At 51.7% G+C, this 15,954-nt stretch carries 16 protein-coding genes; 9 read left to right on the top strand and 7 right to left on the bottom strand.

The genetic code is table 11. The features are described from left to right. The first annotated feature begins 81 nt into the window (after positions 1-81). The 5 genes from ACFMKP_RS10805 to ACFMKP_RS10825 all read left to right on the top strand — a co-directional run bounded on the left by ACFMKP_RS10805 (position 82) and on the right by ACFMKP_RS10825 (position 4,585). Positions 82-915, top strand: coding sequence for a DegV family protein (locus ACFMKP_RS10805; protein ID WP_164689359.1), 834 nt, complete (start codon positions 82-84; stop codon positions 913-915). Positions 916-1,363: 448 nt separating this feature from the next. Next, positions 1,364-2,443, top strand: coding sequence for an iron-sulfur cluster carrier protein ApbC (gene apbC / locus ACFMKP_RS10810; protein WP_382291691.1), 1,080 nt, complete (start codon positions 1,364-1,366; stop codon positions 2,441-2,443). 74 nt (positions 2,444-2,517) lie between these two features. Beyond that, the gene (gene moaA, locus ACFMKP_RS10815; protein WP_382291693.1) at positions 2,518-3,552 is read left to right on the top strand and encodes a GTP 3',8-cyclase MoaA; all 1,035 of its coding nucleotides are present in this window, start codon (positions 2,518-2,520) and stop codon (positions 3,550-3,552) included. 22 nt (positions 3,553-3,574) lie between these two features. Then, the gene (locus ACFMKP_RS10820; RefSeq protein ID WP_382291695.1) at positions 3,575-4,033 is read left to right on the top strand and encodes an SRPBCC family protein; all 459 of its coding nucleotides are present in this window, start codon (positions 3,575-3,577) and stop codon (positions 4,031-4,033) included. A 111-nt stretch (positions 4,034-4,144) separates the two neighbouring features. Then, positions 4,145-4,585 (top strand): hypothetical protein, encoded by a 441-nt coding sequence (locus ACFMKP_RS10825; RefSeq protein ID WP_382291697.1) that lies wholly within the window; start codon positions 4,145-4,147, stop codon positions 4,583-4,585. On the opposite strand, the gene ACFMKP_RS10830 is transcribed toward ACFMKP_RS10825, so the two are convergent. After that, entirely contained in the window at positions 4,561-5,370 is an 810-nt protein-coding gene (locus tag ACFMKP_RS10830) for an alpha/beta hydrolase family protein (RefSeq protein ID WP_382291699.1), read from the bottom strand. The two genes, ACFMKP_RS10825 and ACFMKP_RS10830, sit on opposite strands and share 25 nt — an antisense overlap. Before the next feature lie 156 nt (positions 5,371-5,526). On the opposite strand from ACFMKP_RS10830, the gene ACFMKP_RS10835 reads away from it, so the two are divergent. After that, positions 5,527-7,266, top strand: coding sequence for an FG-GAP repeat domain-containing protein (locus ACFMKP_RS10835; RefSeq protein WP_382291701.1), 1,740 nt, complete (start codon positions 5,527-5,529; stop codon positions 7,264-7,266). 45 nt (positions 7,267-7,311) lie between these two features. Here ACFMKP_RS10835 and ACFMKP_RS10840 read toward each other — a convergent pair whose 3' ends face one another. Together ACFMKP_RS10840 and ACFMKP_RS10845 are read right to left on the bottom strand one after the other, a co-directional pair. After that, complete coding sequence (locus ACFMKP_RS10840; RefSeq protein ID WP_382291703.1) at positions 7,312-8,025, bottom strand: hypothetical protein; 714 nt, start codon at positions 8,023-8,025, stop codon at positions 7,312-7,314. 62 nt (positions 8,026-8,087) lie between these two features. Then, the gene (locus ACFMKP_RS10845) at positions 8,088-8,927 is read right to left on the bottom strand and encodes a patatin-like phospholipase family protein (protein ID WP_382291705.1); all 840 of its coding nucleotides are present in this window, start codon (positions 8,925-8,927) and stop codon (positions 8,088-8,090) included. 500 nt (positions 8,928-9,427) lie between these two features. On the opposite strand from ACFMKP_RS10845, the gene ACFMKP_RS10850 reads away from it, so the two are divergent. Then, positions 9,428-10,366, top strand: coding sequence for a GAF domain-containing protein (locus ACFMKP_RS10850; protein ID WP_382291707.1), 939 nt, complete (start codon positions 9,428-9,430; stop codon positions 10,364-10,366). A 47-nt stretch (positions 10,367-10,413) separates the two neighbouring features. Here the strand turns inward: ACFMKP_RS10850 and murJ are convergent, their stop codons facing one another. The 4 genes from murJ to ACFMKP_RS10870 are packed head-to-tail and all read right to left on the bottom strand — an operon-like array spanning position 10,414 to position 13,831. Next, complete coding sequence (gene murJ / locus ACFMKP_RS10855; RefSeq protein ID WP_382291709.1) at positions 10,414-11,994, bottom strand: murein biosynthesis integral membrane protein MurJ; 1,581 nt, start codon at positions 11,992-11,994, stop codon at positions 10,414-10,416. Next, positions 11,991-12,707: a PIG-L deacetylase family protein gene (locus tag ACFMKP_RS10860; protein WP_382291711.1), complete on the bottom strand. Its 717-nt coding sequence runs from the start codon at positions 12,705-12,707 to the stop codon at positions 11,991-11,993. The genes murJ and ACFMKP_RS10860 overlap by 4 nt, the downstream gene beginning before the upstream one ends. Before the next feature lie 18 nt (positions 12,708-12,725). Next, positions 12,726-13,400: a lipoyl(octanoyl) transferase LipB gene (gene lipB / locus ACFMKP_RS10865; protein WP_382291713.1), complete on the bottom strand. Its 675-nt coding sequence runs from the start codon at positions 13,398-13,400 to the stop codon at positions 12,726-12,728. After that, positions 13,397-13,831, bottom strand: a complete 435-nt coding sequence (locus ACFMKP_RS10870) for a hypothetical protein (RefSeq protein WP_382291715.1) — start codon at positions 13,829-13,831, stop codon at positions 13,397-13,399. Before ACFMKP_RS10870 ends, lipB begins: the two co-directional genes overlap by 4 nt. 189 nt (positions 13,832-14,020) lie before the next feature. Between ACFMKP_RS10870 and ACFMKP_RS10875 the strand changes: the two genes are divergently transcribed. Further along, a complete protein-coding gene (locus ACFMKP_RS10875) occupies positions 14,021-14,596 on the top strand; it encodes a DUF4256 domain-containing protein (RefSeq protein WP_382291717.1) in 576 nt (191 codons plus the stop codon). Positions 14,597-14,654: 58 nt separating this feature from the next. Then, positions 14,655-15,770, top strand: a complete 1,116-nt coding sequence (locus tag ACFMKP_RS10880; RefSeq protein WP_382291718.1) for a class I SAM-dependent methyltransferase — start codon at positions 14,655-14,657, stop codon at positions 15,768-15,770. Positions 15,771-15,954 lie beyond the last annotated feature (184 nt).

The raw sequence follows: 15,954 nt of genomic DNA on the forward strand, positions 1-15,954 counted from the left end.
CCCTTAGCGAGCAGTGTGCTGGCAGTGTAGCCAAAGGCCGCTCGCTACGATTTGGCGAAAATAAAGCCAGAAGGAGGCCAAGTGGCGATTATTGTAACCGACAGTACTGCTGATATTCCGCCTGGGTTGGCAGCAGAACACGACATTCATGTGATTCCATTAACGGTTAATTTCGATGCAGAATCGTTCTCCGATGGTGTCGAAATTACCCATGATCAATTTTATACTCGCCTCGTTGCCAGCAACAATTTGCCAACCACGTCGCAGCCCTCAGTTGGGGCCTTCGAGCAATTGTATCGCGCAATTGGCAACGACGAGCCAATTATCTCGATTCATATTGCTGGCAAATTGAGCGGCACGATTCGCTCAGCTCAACAAGCAGCCGAATTATTGCCCGATTTTGATATTCGGGTGATTGATGTCCAAAGCACCACCATGTCGCAAGGCTGGGCAGCGCTTTTGGCAGCTCGCGCCGCCAAAGAAGGCAAATCGGCTGATGAAATTGAAGCCTTGGTGCATAGCATCGTTGAGCGCACTCGCTTGCTTGCAGCCTTGGATACCTTGCGCTACCTCGAAAAAGGTGGTCGGATTGGCAAAACCCGTGCGTTGCTGGGAACTTTGCTCAACGTCAAGCCAATTATCGACGTGCGTGATGGCGAAGTTAAACCCTTCGAGCAAGTGCGCAGCAAGAAAAAAGCTGTGGCCCGCTTGATCGAAGAAGCACGCAATATGGCTCCCTTCGAAGAATTGGCGGTACTTTATTCACGCAACGAGGAAGAAGCCCAAGAGTTTGCCCAAAGCCTCAACGAAATTTTTCCCGCCGAACGAATTGTACTGGCCGAAATTGGGGCAGTTGTGGGAACCCACATTGGGCCAGGCGCTTTAGGTTTCACTGGCGTGCGTAAAAATAAATAGGCGATCAGGAATAAGGGGTCAGGGATCAGGCTTAAAAAACGCGAACTCTGGCCCCTCGCCCCTGAATTCCGCCCCCTAGCTCTGAGTTAATGATCTACGCAGGACACGAAGGCTTGAAACCACGAAGCGCGCGAAGAACGCGAAGCATTATTTTTTCGCCACAGATGAGCACAGATTGGCTTGATTATCGTTCCCAATAGCCAATAGCCAATAGCCCTGACTCCTCGCTTTTGACTTCTGATTTTTGACTTCTGATTTTTGCCTTTTGCCTTTTACTTTCACAGCTTCTATGTTCTATGTTCTTTGCTCTATGTTCTCCTTCATCCCTCATCCTTAACGACAGCGACTTAAGTCATAGCTAGTCGTGCTATAATCGTTCTAAATAGCATAACAAGATTGCTCAATGGTGCGCGACACTCGCATCATTGTTATAGGAGCGCATAGCACCATGGGCTTGTTTGGGAAACGGGCGGATGCGCCAACACAAGAGGCAGTCTTGGCTGCCCTTGCAACGGTGCAAGAGCCAGAACTCGGTGGCAACTTAGTTGCCCGCAAAATGATCAAAGAACTGACCATCGATGGCGGACGCGTCGTTGTCTTGGTCGATCTGACCACGCCAGCTTGTCCGTTCAAGGACCAGTTGGCCAACGATGTGCGCGCAGCTTTGGCCCAAGTGCCAGGCGTGAGCGAAGTCGAGGTCGATTTTACCGCTACCGTGCGGTCATACAATGGGATTCCTGATAAAGCCCGCGTGCCTGGCGTGAGCCATATTTTGGCTGTGGCTTCGGGCAAGGGCGGCGTAGGCAAATCAACAGTTGCAGTTAATCTTGCGGTCGCGTTGGCCCAAGAAGGCGCACGGGTTGGCTTGCTCGATGCCGATATTTATGGGCCAAGTGCCCCGTTGATGACTGGCGCACGCGGCAAACCAGGCATTACCGAAAACCAAAAAATTGCCCCACTCGAAGCACATGGCATTAAAGTCATTTCGGTGGGCTATTTTGTTGATGATAGCCAGCCCTTGGTTTGGCGTGGGCCGATGATTTCATCGATGTTGCGTCAATTTTTGTTCGAGGTTGATTGGGGCCAGCTGGATTATTTGGTCGTCGATTTGCCCCCGGGCACTGGCGATATTCAATTAACCTTGGCCCAAGCGATTCCACTTTCTGGCTCAGTTGTGGTAACCACCCCGCAAGATGTAGCCCTTGCTGATGCGATTAAAGGCGTTGAGATGTTCCGCAAGTTGAATGTACCCATCTTGGGGATTGTCGAGAACATGAGCTACTTTATCGCACCTGACACTGGCAAGCGCTACGACATCTTTGGCCATGGCGGCGCACAAACCGCCAGCACCAAATTGGGTGTACCATTCTTAGGCGAAATTCCGTTGGGCATGCCAATTCGCGAAGGTGGCGACACTGGTCAACCAGCGGTTACTCAAAGCGCCAAAGATGCCTATGCAGATGCCTTCCGCGAAGTTGCACGCACACTCGCAGGCCGCATCAGTATTGAAACCATGGTGGCGGCCTAGCGCCTTGCCACTGGCAACGCTTCAATGACGCATGGCTGCTGCTATGCGTCATTGTTGTCTGAAAGAGCAAGCCGATGATGCCGATTGAACTACTGGAAAGCCCTCAAACCAGCCAAATTCACGCCAGCACCCCTGCCCACGATGCTCATGGGCGGCGGATTAATTACCTGCGGATTTCACTAACCGACCGCTGTAATTTTCGCTGTTTCTACTGTATGCCTGAATGGGGCATGCAATTTGCGCCCAAACCAGAATTGCTGACCAATGACGAGTTGATTCGTTTGGTGCGAATTATGGCCCAAACTGGCTTTGAAAAGATTCGCCTAACGGGCGGCGAACCAACTTTGCGCCGCGATTTGGTCGGGCTGGTCGAGGCAATTGCCAATACTCCAGGCATTAACGAAGTTTCGATGACCACCAATGCCTTATTGTTGGCCCCGATTGCTCAGCAATTGGCCGATGCAGGCCTCAAACGGGTCAATATCAGCATCGATTCGCTCAACCCCGAAAACTTCCGTAAAATTACGCGCGGTGGCGATTTGGCGCGGGTTTGGGCTGGCATCGAAGCCGCCGAACAGGCTGGTTTAACGCCACTCAAGCTTAATTGTGTGATCGTGCGCGGCGTGAATGATCACGAAGTGCTCGATTTGGCGCGCCTGACGATCGACAAGCCATGGCAAATGCGTTTTATCGAGGTGATGCCCTTGGTTGGCGTGGCTGATGTGGCTGATAATGGCGTAGTGCCAAGCAACGAATTAATTGGCCAGATTGAAGCCAACTTGGGCCTCGATTTCCTTGGCTGGTATGGAGCCGACCCAGCGCGCACCTATCAAATTCCTGGGGCGCAAGGCAAAATTGGCTTTATTAGCTCAATTAGCGACCCGTTTTGTGCCACCTGCAATCGAATGCGGCTGACAGCCGATGGCAAATTACACCTGTGTTTGCTGCGCGATAATGAGCTTGATCTGCGGGCAGCGCTGCGTGGCAAGAGTAGCGATGAAGAGCTAGCAGCTTTGGTGCGCCATGCAGTTTGGATCAAACCTTGGGGCCATGGCTTGCCCGAAGGGGTTAAACCGACAGTTCGAGGAATGTCAGAGCTAGGCGGGTAAATCGAGCAGAAGGAACAAATTGATGCCAAAGCCATTACGCATTAGCGCCAACGAATTGCTGAGCAGCGATCAAGCAACGACCTTCGCCTATGTTTGTCGGTTTGAAAATAACCGCGAATGGTGGTTGCCAGTCACCCATACCCAACACATCAGTGGCGAGGGCGTTGGCGCAATCTACGAGGAACACGCCAAAGTAGCGGGAATTCCGATGAAAATGCAGTTGAAGGTTTATCATTACGAGCCACCAAAGCAAATCAAATTCACCATTAGCTCAGCGTTAATGCAATCGGATATGGATTATCAGTTTGTGGTTGAGCCAGCAGGCACGCGCTTAATCATTAGCACCGCGATTGATTTTAAGTGGTTTTTACGCCCATTTGCTCCGCTGATGCGTTCTGCATTAATTAAAGAAGCGAGCCAACATTTGAGCGTACTCAAGCGGGTTTTGGCCCAAAAAACTGCCCAAGCAAGCGGCCAATAAGCTATTTTTTTGCTTGGGGCAGCCAAATTTTATGGTATGCTATACAAAACTTAGACGCTGAGGTCAACGTTGTTGCTCGGCGTTTTTTGTTGTTGAAAGGATAGTGGCGCAATGGCGCGTACTGATCAAACCAATGAATCGGAAGTTTTAGCAGGTAGTAGCCGGGTTTTACGCTTTGCCTATTGTGTGCTGGCAATTTCTGCTGGCGTGCGAGCCTTGTTTCAAGTTGCCACCAAATTCAATCAAGCTCCACTGGCCTATAGCCTAACCACCATCGCCGCGTTGATTTATGGAATCGCTTTCTTGGGCTTTGGGCGACGCACCCCACAAGCGTGGCGCGTGACCATAGCGGTATGTGCGGTTGAGCTTTTGGGCGTAATTACGGTCGGCATTTTGACCTTAATCGAACGCGATTGGTTTCCCAAGGATACGGTTTGGAGCGATTTTGGGATTGGCTATGGCTTTACGCCATTACTCTTGCCCATCGCTGGGCTGTGGTTATTGCTGCGCCAAGAAACCCGCGAAGCCTATGGAGTCGCCAATAGATCCTGAACCGCAGCCACAACCGCAGGCCATTCGCGACTTGACGGATCGATTAATTCAAAATGATGAGCGTTTGGTAGCGCTACCAAGCGCGACTCATCACCAGCAGCCAGCGCTTGCTCAACATAGCTTTCGCTAATACCAAACGGTACTGGCCCATCATCTGTGCCATGGAGCACGATTTGGGGCACGCCTAAGGGCAATAAGGCAGCTGGAGAAGCATCATGGTAGCGTTCTGGATACTCTGCTGGCGAGCCGCCCAATAATTCTTGCACCGCTTGCTGGCTCAAACGCCGTTGATCAGCCAAGGCCAAATCGGCGACTCCCGCCAAACTAACCACACCTTGTAAGCGCAACGGTTGGGCTTGCCAAAGCGGGCTGGTTGGGGCAAGTTTCGAGCGTGCAGCCAGCCATAAAGCTAAATGGCCACCAGCAGAATGGCCCAAGCTAATCACACGTTGGGCATCAATCGGATAGGTTTGGGCCAACTGAGGCACAAAATCGGCAGCTTGGGCAACATCGAAAAAGGTAGTGGGCCAACCACCGCCATTGCCAATCCGCCGATACTCAATATTCCACGTCGCATAGCCAAGTGCAGTCAGGGCGGCACAAACGTGGCCAATATGCTCAAGGTCGTAGCGAGCACGCCAAAAACCACCATGGACAACGATGACCACAGGAAATGGCCCACTGCCAGCTGGCAAGCGCAAATCGCCAAATTGCAATGGATCGGCAGCATACCAAATTCGCTGATCAGCAGGCGGCGCAGCCTGAGCCAAAATCGAATCACTCATTGGCTATTCCTAAATGCTTAAAAATACATACTTGTTAATAAAGTTTTAAAGGCGAATAGGACTGTTGGCCTATAGTCAATTAGCGCTTAGCATAGCACGATCTACCCATTATTTCCATTTAACTGCCATGTTTGCAGTCACGGAGGAGTGTCTGGTATGTTCATTCGAAGGATGATGTTTGTTCTGCTCGTTATTTTTAGCCTGAGCACAGTTTCGGCAAAGCCGCTCGAAACGAACGCCCCTGAAGCCCAAGTTGTCGCAAGCCCAGCCGCAACCAATGCCTACAATATGCGCGCTGGCTTTCCAGCAACCAAGCCCAATGGCTCCTACTTTTCGTCGCCCACTGTGGTCGATTTGTTCAAAGATGGCTCGCCGGAAATTCTCTCCGCCGATGCAACTGGCTGTATTTGGGGCCATAACATTTATGGCCAAGTGCTGCCTGGCTTCCCATGGATGACTGGCGGCGCATGTGCCAACACGCCACGGGTCAACGGCTCGTTAGTGGTCGCCGATATTAACCAAGATGGTTTGCTAGAAATTGTGGTTGGGACGCGCGGCAAAGGTACTGCTGTCGGCCAACGCGGCAAAGTGATCGTCTATCAACGCAACGGCGCAATCCTGAGCGGCTGGCCCAAAGAGATGGATTGGGCCTATATTACCAATGGCAATTTCCCCGAAGTCGTGCATGTGGCAGCTGCTGATATTGTTGGCGATGGCAAACTTGAGGTGATTGCAACCACGACCAACGAAGCTGGCAGCAATACCAATTTTGCGCCAAATGTCTATGCTTGGTCTTCGAACGGAACCATCCTCAATGGCTATCCACGCAGCGCCGACAAAGGCTCGGGCATTTGGGGCCACCCAGCCTTGGCCGACATCGATAATAATGGCCATTCGGAAATTTTGGTTGGCCGCGATGAAATCTATTTCTATCGCTACAATGGTGATGGTAACCAATATCCAGGCTGGCCAATTCGCACCTATACCAATGTCAACCAAACCACCTGGAATGTCCACGATTATCTGGAGTTTACCCGCTCTGGGCCAGCAGTCGCCGACTTAGATGGCGATGGCAGTTACGAGGTTATTGCAGCAGGCAAAGTGCGGACTCCCGACGGTTTGCCCAATAATAACTATGACCCCCAAATTGCTAGCGCGGTAATTGTGACCGAGCCAAACGGCACGCGCCGCGCAGGCTGGACTGATGCCAAACGGGCAGGCGCGCCCTTGGATGTGAACTTCACGCCAAATAACCCGATTGTCGTCGCCGATTTGGATGGCGATGGCATCAAAGAATTTGTCGTGACCTTCGACGATGGCACGATTCGCGCCTATCGCGAAAATGGGGTTCAAATGTGGTCGTTCTTCTATGCCCAAGAGCCTGTTGCTGGCGCGCCAACCCGCAAAGTCTTTGGTAGCGAAGTCGTCATTGCCGATGTGACTGGCGATCGCAAAATAGATATTGTGTTCGGCACCTATTCATTCGATCGCGTTTATGCAGGAATTGTGGGGCTGTACGCGCTCGATGCCCGTACCGGAACTTTGCATGGCGGCTTTCCATTATCGCTGCCTAATGAAGGCCCATCGAACGATAATAGTGCTGGATCGCAAAAAGGCATTCAAGCTGCGCCAACCATCGCCGATATTGACAACAATTGTTATGTTGAGATTTTGGCCCATAGCCGAGCTGGCAATATTTATGTTTGGGAAACCCCAGGCCGTAATTTGCCCGAATTAATGCCCTGGCCAATGAGCCGCAAAGACTTGCAGCGTACCGCGTGGGTCAAAAACCCTGCGCCAGAGCCACCACGCCAACAGGTGTATGCTCCCGAGCAACTGCAAGGTGGCGATTTCAAGGCCTATTTGCCAATTACCCGCACAGGCTGCGATTTCTAAATTTAGCGCCAGCGCAGGGATAGTCGAGCCATCCCTGCGCTTTTTTTATTGCAATGGAAGGCTGGGATCGATTTTGTAGCTTTGAACAATTCGTTGTAGGTCGGGTTGCAAGCTCTCGAATTGCTCCAAGGGAACCAAAATCTGAATCATGCTGATATACTTGCCATCGCGGCGTACATAGCCATCGCCACTCATCGCCAGCAAGCTTTGCGGATCAACGAAGCTATAGGAAACATAGGTTGTGCCATCTGCTTGCTTGACTGGCTGATCAAGATTAAACTCCGCCGACTCACCCACGATTTGGCTAATAAAATCGTTTAAAAACTCTTCCTCGTTGGTAATTAAATTTTCGCCATCCTCAACTACCAGCAATTGAATAAAAGCTTGTTCTAAAGGATCGACCCAAAACAGCAGATTATTGCCTGCATCAACGCTATCGCGCAGTTGCCAATCGCTTGGCACATCGATTGAAAAGGCCTTGGTTGGATTGGTGTAGGTTTGCAGCTCGTCAATTACGATAAAGGATGTGCTATCGCCTGGCACATTCGCCAAATCGTCTGTGGTTGGGGTCAATTGCGGACGTGGGGTAAACGTCGCTGGCACGGTTGGGGTGGCCGATGGTTGCAACAAAACTGGCTCAGCAGTGGCCGTAGCCGTGGCTGCTTGGGCAACCTGTTCGGTTGGCGGCACCGTTGTGGCCGTCGCACCACCACAGGCAACCAAGCTACAGATTACGAGAAAATAGCCAATAAACCGCATAGATACTCCTTCCGACCAACGGGGTCGGCTCAATGACGGTTTAGAGTGTACTCGATTTTGGCTTAGGCTAATTCGCCGCGCTGCCACAATGCCAATTGCTGCAATTCTTCGTAATAATCAGCTACGCAGGCAATTCCTGCCTGAATGCCATCATCAAGGTGCAAGAGATCGGCCATACTCATGCGATTCACATCGGGGCTAAATAGCAGATCGGGCGGGGTTTCGCGCAAGCGTTGCAAGGTAATTTGATGCACCATAATGCCAATCGCCCGTTCAGCCAAGGCCAATTGGGTGAGTGGAACCCAGCGCCGCCACGAAAAAAGGCTACTTTGGGCAGCGCTGCTCACTTCAAATTGATCAAATTCGCCAATTAAATTAACTGCAATCACCCGTTCAGCGCCAAGCTGACGAGTTATGTCAATTGGTAAATTATTGCGAATGCCACCATCAGCCAAAATATAGCGATCGATCCGGCGCGGCGGAAATACGCCAGGCACAGCAGCACTCGCCAGCGCTGCCTCAACCAAAGAGCCACGTTGCAACACAATCTCATGGCCAGTCACTAAATCGACAGCAACCGCCGCATAGGGAATCGGCAAATCCTCAATCAGCTGATCGCCCAATAATTCGCTGAGCACGCCAGCCAATTTTTCCGAGCCAATCAAGCCCCAGCTGGCCGGATCAAGACTGAGAATGCGGCGCAACGGAGTTGAGCGAAAGGCTTGCTCGATGGTTCTCGCGTTGTAGCCCGCCGCCACAACTGCGCCAATAATCGCGCCAATGCTCGTTCCGGCCACCATATTCGGTTGAATGCCAACTCGTTCTAGCTCGTGCAGCACGCCGATATGAGCGCTGCCTTTGCCGCCGCCGCCGCCAAGGCACAAGCCGATTGTCCGTTGCATGGCCCTACTCCTGAATTCAAATGACGCACTGCATTATATTATATCACGTTAATTTAGGGGTCAGGGATGAGGGGTCAGGCATCAGAGCAGTTACAGAAACCGCGAAGGACACGAAGATTGGAAACCACGAAGGACGCGAAGAGCGCGAAGATTAAGTTTTTAGCCACAGATTCTTGTTCCCATAGCCTATAGCCTATAGCCTGATTCCCTCACCCCCAGCCCCCTCTCCCACTAGACGCGGGCGAGGGGTGTTTGTTTCGTGGTTCTAGTCTCAATCGTGGCGAAACTATCTTCATCCCTCATCCTTCATCCCTCATCCTTCATCCCTCATCCTTCATCCTTCATCCTTCATCCCTCATCCTTCATCCCTCATCCTTCATCCCTCATCCTTCATCCTTCATCCCTCGCTACCCCTCATGGTTACCCTATCGTGGCAATTGTGCAATTTTAATAACTCTGTTACTGTTTTGAGTAACGCTATTATGTGGAGAGTCTGGCATATGTCCTCAGCATCAGGATCGCAGCTTGACAATGCTGACCGAACCGAGACACTGCAAGAGCTAGGGCTACTTGATGTTTCTTTCGACCCAGCCTTTGATCGATTGACCCGCTTAGCAAGCAAGGTGCTGCAAGCACCAGTTTCATTACTTTCCTTAGTTGAACATCATCGCCAATATTTCAAAAGCCATGTTGGCTTGGGCGAGCCTTGGGCCGAGCGCCGCGAAACGCCCTTGAGCCATTCATTTTGTCAACATGTCGTCAGCAATGGCAGCGAGTTGATCGTTACCGATGCCCGCGAACATCCTTTGGTTCACGATAATCTTGCCATCCCCGATTTGGGCGTGATTAGCTATGCTGGCATGCCGATTCGCAGCGATGGCCATGTGCTTGGCGCGTTCTGTGTGATCGATAGCAAACCACGGGTTTGGACAGCTGACGAACTTGATATTTTGCACGAATTTGCTGAATTGTTGATGACTGAACTCAAATTGCGCCAAGAGATTCGCACCCATCAACACGATATTCGCGAACGCGAGCGGCTGCAAACCGAGATTATTGGCCTGCAACAAAACTTGCTCGATGAGCTTTCAACGCCGTTGATTCCGCTCAATGATCAAGTGTTGGTTGCACCATTGATTGGCGCACTCGATCAGCAACGGGCGCAACGGATGACCGAGGCGGTCTTATCGGGAGTTGGCAAATATCGCGCCGATTTCGTGATTCTCGATATTACGGGCGTGCCAGTCTTGGATACCTATGTGGCTTCGTTGTTAGTGCAAACCTCGCAAGCAATTCAGCTGCTTGGGGCGCGCATGGTGCTTACTGGCTTGCGGCCTGAAATTGCCCAAACCATCGTCAGCGTGGGCCTCGATTTGCGCAGCGTCGTGACCTATAGCACGCTACAACAAGGCATCGAATATACCTTTCGACGTAAATAATGAGTTTCTTCAAAACACGGCGGAGTTTGCGCTCCGCCGTGTTTCGTTTAGGCAGCTTTGCGTTTGAATTTACGTTGCAGGGCTTCGCTGAAAAATTGCAGTGCATCGAGTTTGAGCCACCACAATAAGCCCAAATAGATTAAGCCACTGCCGCCACCCGCCACAATCAGCACCAACAGCGCATTCAATTTGCTGGGCGTGGTTGGCAACAAGTGTAACAACCCCCAACATGTTGCGGCCATGACCAAGGCAGCCATGGCTATTTTGGCGACAGCCAGAAGCATGGCTTGGCCATCAAAAACTCGTAAGCGCCGATGGGCCACGACGGCCATCACCAAGGCGTGGATCGTTAATTGAGCCACATTACCAGCAATCAGGCCATACATGCCCCAATGGCGATAGCTCAAACCAGCCACCAAAAAGTAGCTGGCAATCGCTGGAGCTTGTACCAAATTGGGCAACAAGGTATTTTTGCGCGCATAAAAAGCGAAAATTAATGGCTGATCGATCGCCGCCGCCAGCATGCTTGGCAAGTAGGCCAGCAATACCAGCGCTGTAACCCGAGTATTTTCTGGGCTAAACTTGCCACCTTCAAACAAAATCCGCAGCACAGATTCGCCCAGCAAGCCAAAAATCACTAACATTGGCACAATCAGCAGCAACACCACTTTCAGCCCAATGCCTAAGATGCGGCGAAAACCTGCTTCATCGCCGTCGCTGTTGAGCCGCGCTAGGGTTGGCAAAATCGCAATTGAGATTGCTGCGGAAACTAAGCCCAAGGCAAATTGAATAAAGGTTGTGGCATTGCGCATATACGATGCAGATAGATCATCAATGCTGCCCGCCAACTGGCGATCGATCAGCGTGCCAACAAACGAGAAGCTAATGCCTAAGGCAACTGGGGCATACAGTAAGCCAATGCGGCGCACGCCTGGGTGACGTAAACGCAGCATCGGGCGCAAGCGGGCAGCACGCAAAGCTGGCAATTGTAAGCCAACTTGAGCCAAGGCTCCAGCCACCATCGCCCAACCCAACACCCGCGCATCCTGCGGCCAAAACCAAATCAGCACAATCAAGGCCAAATTAAACACGGTCGAGGTAAAGGCAGGCAACGAAAAACGCCGTTGGGCTTGCAATAAACCAGTTAGCACCCCCGACAAGCACATAAAAACCACTGCGATAACCATGGAATGCAACATCGACACGCCAAGGCTGAGCATGGTTGGGCTAGCAACAATTTTAGAAGCCAGTACCTGATTAATCGGCTCAGCAAAGAGCCAAACCAGCCCGCCCAAAACACCCAAAACAAGGCTGAGCATGGTCAAAATTGTGTTGATAATTTGCCACAAATCGCCATCATCCTGCTGATCGATGTAATCGCTGAGCACCGGAACGAGGGCCGCGCTGACCAAGCCACCAACCAAAAAATCGTAGAGCTGGGTGGGCACGGCGCTGAGCAACGAATAGAGGCTAGTTTCTGCGCCAACCCCAAAATTATGATTAATAACTTTATCGCGGACGAGGCCAAGGATGCGGCTCGCAAAATTGCCAACCATTAATAACAAAGCGGCTAGCGCAATACTGCGTCCAGCCGTTGCTTGGGCTTTGGTTTCGAGTTTGGTGTTCATGCAAAAAGTGTCGTTTCTGGCTGATCGTTCAATCCGAACGAAGGATAGACGCGATGTAAATAGGCGGTATTAAACCAATCATGGTTGTCGAGAAATTGTTGCCAATCGTGGCGCTGCGTGGCATGGGCATCTAAAGCTGCGCGCTTGGTTTCGGCAAACTCACTAACATCAATAATCGTGGTTGCTGGCAGCGGGTCAGGGAAATCGCCGCTACTCGCAGCGTTGATCACGCGATCGCTGCCTGGCGCAACGCTCTGATAATACAAGCGTGGCTGTTCGCTACTTGGATTCAAGGCCATATATTGGGCAAAAGCTTGGGTTGTGGCCATGCTAATTGCAATATGGTCGGGGTGGCCATAAATTCCATCGGGGCCAAAGGTCAAGACAATTTCTGGCTGCTCTGCATTCAACACTTCGACAATTTTATCGCGCAATTCGCTGGCATTTGCCAGTGCCAAGCCACCATCGGGATAATCCCAGACGATGCTGCGATCGACTCCGATTGCTTGACATGCTTGATGCAGCTCCTCTAGGCGCACCGAACCCAAGTGTTCAGGATCAATTTCCAGCTCAGGGCTTACATCGCCGCGTTCGCCATGAGTTGCAGTGATAATCACAACCCGATAGCCAGCAGCACGGGCTTGGGCGAGCACGCCAACAGGGCCAAAAGCTTCATCATCGGGGTGCGCCCAAACAGAAAGAATGGTTGGCATAGTTTCGATAGTCCTCGACTAAGCAGGCTTTAGCAGGTTTAAATCAAAGACACGGATAAAAATCCGTATAATGCGTTGTTGCACATCGCTCAAAGCTGGCGCGACAGGCAACAGATCGGCCAACGAGGTTACGCCATAATCATGAATGCCGCAGGGCACAATCGCTGCAAAATCATCCAAATTGGTCGTAACATTCAGGGCAAAGCCATGCGAGGTAACGCCACGGGTATTCGAGCGCACGCCAATCGCAGCAATTTTGCACTCGCCAACCCAAACCCCAGTATAGCCAGGAAAGCGCCGCGCACTCAAACCATATTCAGCCAGCAACTCGATAATCACTTCTTCGAGCATGCGCAGGTATTGGTGTAAATCGCGGCCATGATCGCGAATTTGCAAAATTGGGTAGCCCACCAACTGGCCTGGGCCATGATAGGTAATATCGCCACCACGATCAACCTCGATCAGGGCTGCACCGCGTTGTTGCAAGCTTTCGGGGCTGACCAACAAGTGTTCGTGGCCGCCAGAACGCCCAATCGTGTAGGTTGCTGGGTGTTCCAACAACACCAAGGTATCGGGAATGGTTTCGGCGCTGCGTTGACTAACCAAGTGGCGTTGCAATTCCCAAGCAGCTTGATAATCGAGCATGCCGAGAATTTGCACATCCAATTGGCGTTGGGCTTGTTGAATCGTCATAAAGGCATCAAACTAATCATATCGCCGCCGAATGGTGATGGTTGGCTCAGCCGAGTGCCATAGGTTGCTGGCTCGCTCGCCGCCCAATCTGCATAATCGGCACTATATTGGCCATTAAAGTAGACATGCACCACTTGATTGTGGGTCACGCGGCTCATCGCATCCCACACTTCGTTATCGTCGTGGGAATAAGCCACCAGCATCGCGCGCTCAGGTGCAAATTCATCTTCCTCGGGCGGAATCACCAAGCCGAGCCATTGATTTGGATAGCGGGCTTCGATGATTTCGATGGCTTCGGTATGGCCGCGAGTTTCCATCGCGGTATATGGGCAACCACAATTGCAACTCACGCCACATTCGGCGGTGCCACATTTGCCGGTTGAAACGCGTCCGCCGTGATCGGCAGTGGTTAATTGGATTAAAACAGGCATAGGTTAAACTCACAAGTTGAGAACAAACGCTCTGCGAGCATGATAGCACAATCAAGTTATTTGCACTCAAATCGCTAGCAATTGAGGAATTTCTGCTATACTAGCACGCTAGTTAGCCGCACATTTTGCGCAAACCTAGTTGCTTATGCTCCGTCAATGCCAAGCAATTCAGCGGAGGTACGATAAACAATGAAGCGTGTTGATCCAACTCAAGCAGCGTTAGCACCGGAAGCTGCCGAAGCTCTGCTGCGCAGCTTGCAAGCTCGCTTTGAGCAATTTATGCAGCGCCATCCAACGCTGGAATGGGCCAAAATTGAAGCAAAACTCGTGGCCCAGCCGGCCAAACTGTGGTCGCTCAACGAAATGGAGCGCACTGGTGGCGAGCCAGATGTGGTTGGCTACGATCCAGCAAGCGATCAATATCTGTTTTATGATTGTTCGATTGAAACTCCCAAAGGCCGCCGCAGCATCTGTTACGATCGTGCTGCGCTGAATGCCCGCAAAGAGCATAAACCAGCAACCAGTGCGCAGGATATGGCAGCGGAAATGGGGATTGAATTGCTGAGCGAAGCAGATTATTGGGCTTTGCAACAGCTTGGAGCATTCGATACTAAAACCTCAAGCTGGATTCAAACTCCGCCCGCGATTCGCGATCATGGCGGCGCGCTCTTCGGTGATTATCGCTATAAACATGTTTTTATCTATCATAGTGGTGCCGATTCGTATTATGCTGTACGCGGCTTTCGGGGCTTGATCCGCGTCTAAAGTGGATTTAGCGCTCGCGTCGCGGCACTCTATGCTACGCCAATAGAAAGGTCGATCAATGGTTGGACGTGAACTTTATCGGTTGTTGCAATGCCCTACCTGTAACTCACGGGATTTGGCGGTGTATGCTGAGCACGTGCTCTGCGCTGGCTGCCGCAACGAATATCCCATTCACAAGGGCTACATTGATTTAATGCCGCGCCAAACTGAATTTGATTATATTTCGAAATATGTTTCCGAAGAAGAAAGCATGGGCGAGGAGCTTGATTATCGTGAGATGGCTCCCCCGTTGCTGGCAGCAGGCGTGCGCCATCGCCAAATTCGGCGCATGTTGGCGCTCAAGCCAACCGATATTGTGTTTGATAATGCCTGTGGTAATGGGCGCTTTGGCTTGTGGAACGCCGATGCAGTTGGCTTGATTGTTGGCAGCGACCCAGCGGTGCTCTTCGCCGACCAAGCCTTGGCCGAGATGGAATTGGCGCAAGCTGATTCGCGGCGCTTGCCATTTGTCGATGGTGCGTTCGATAAATCGCTCTCGGTCGATGTGCTCGAACACTTCCCACGCGATGTAATTCACGATTATTTGGTCGAAACTGCACGCGTGTTGCGGGTTGGCGGGCGGGTGGCAATCTTCTCGAATACCCGCGAAATGTCACCAATTCAGCCGATCATCAATATTTCCAAACGCTTGGGCAAATTCTTCGTCAAGCAAGGCGTTTACGATTTCGAGCGCGAAGCACGGCGTAAATCCGACCACATCAAAGACCTTAAAACCTGGGATGATGTTGAAGCAGCCTTGGTTGAAGCAGGTTTGAAGCCGGTTAAAGTTGTATTTTGGAATAGCGTTTTCACCTCGTTTGTTGAGCATGTGCTGATGAAACTGGGCGAATCGTTGATTGCCAAGCGCAAAGCTGCCAAATCAGCCAGTGCTCCGGTGCTAACCGACGAGGCCGTTAATGCCTCGGCTGGCGCACAACGCGAAATCGTGGCCCGGCGCGCGATGCGTCGCCACCTGACCAAAAGCTCGCCAATTTACTGGGCGCTATATCTGGTCACACTGCTGATGGAGCTTGATTTGTGGTTGTTTGGCTGGATGCGCACCGGCCCCTATTTTGTGTTGGCCGAGAAGGTCGAAGGCCGCTATGTGCCAGCGCCCTTGCCAACCGAAGAATAAAAAATCAGCCCTGTTGCTCAAGCGAGCAGCAGGGCTTTTTTGATGACATTCCCTCACCCCAACCCCTCTCCCGTGGCACAGGCGAGGGGCTTTAAGTCCTTGGTTCTTGCCCAATTCGTCCATGAACACTGGCGGCTCCCCCTCGCCCGCGTCGAGTGGGAGAGGAGGTTGGGGGGTGAGGGAA

This window comes from Herpetosiphon sp. NSE202 (assembly GCF_042688385.1).
GTDB lineage: Bacteria > Chloroflexota > Chloroflexia > Chloroflexales > Herpetosiphonaceae > Herpetosiphon.

Bases quoted from the DNA above. Each gene is read 5' to 3' on its own strand.
- murJ (WP_382291709.1), bottom strand. From the start codon at position 11,994: ATGAACACCAAACTCGAAACCAAAGCCCAAGCAACGGCTGGACGCAGT.
- lipB (WP_382291713.1), bottom strand. From the start codon at position 13,400: ATGACGATTCAACAAGCCCAACGCCAATTGGATGTGCAAATTCTCGGC.
- ACFMKP_RS10840 (WP_382291703.1), bottom strand. From the start codon at position 8,025: ATGCGGTTTATTGGCTATTTTCTCGTAATCTGTAGCTTGGTTGCCTGT.
- ACFMKP_RS10880 (WP_382291718.1), top strand. From the start codon at position 14,655: ATGGTTGGACGTGAACTTTATCGGTTGTTGCAATGCCCTACCTGTAAC.
- ACFMKP_RS10820 (WP_382291695.1), top strand. From the start codon at position 3,575: ATGCCAAAGCCATTACGCATTAGCGCCAACGAATTGCTGAGCAGCGAT.
- moaA (WP_382291693.1), top strand. From the start codon at position 2,518: ATGATGCCGATTGAACTACTGGAAAGCCCTCAAACCAGCCAAATTCAC.
- ACFMKP_RS10875 (WP_382291717.1), top strand. From the start codon at position 14,021: ATGAAGCGTGTTGATCCAACTCAAGCAGCGTTAGCACCGGAAGCTGCC.
- ACFMKP_RS10860 (WP_382291711.1), bottom strand. From the start codon at position 12,707: ATGCCAACCATTCTTTCTGTTTGGGCGCACCCCGATGATGAAGCTTTT.
- ACFMKP_RS10845 (WP_382291705.1), bottom strand. From the start codon at position 8,927: ATGCAACGGACAATCGGCTTGTGCCTTGGCGGCGGCGGCGGCAAAGGC.
- ACFMKP_RS10850 (WP_382291707.1), top strand. From the start codon at position 9,428: ATGTCCTCAGCATCAGGATCGCAGCTTGACAATGCTGACCGAACCGAG.
- ACFMKP_RS10870 (WP_382291715.1), bottom strand. From the start codon at position 13,831: ATGCCTGTTTTAATCCAATTAACCACTGCCGATCACGGCGGACGCGTT.
- ACFMKP_RS10835 (WP_382291701.1), top strand. From the start codon at position 5,527: ATGTTCATTCGAAGGATGATGTTTGTTCTGCTCGTTATTTTTAGCCTG.
- ACFMKP_RS10830 (WP_382291699.1), bottom strand. From the start codon at position 5,370: ATGAGTGATTCGATTTTGGCTCAGGCTGCGCCGCCTGCTGATCAGCGA.
- ACFMKP_RS10825 (WP_382291697.1), top strand. From the start codon at position 4,145: ATGGCGCGTACTGATCAAACCAATGAATCGGAAGTTTTAGCAGGTAGT.
- apbC (WP_382291691.1), top strand. From the start codon at position 1,364: ATGGGCTTGTTTGGGAAACGGGCGGATGCGCCAACACAAGAGGCAGTC.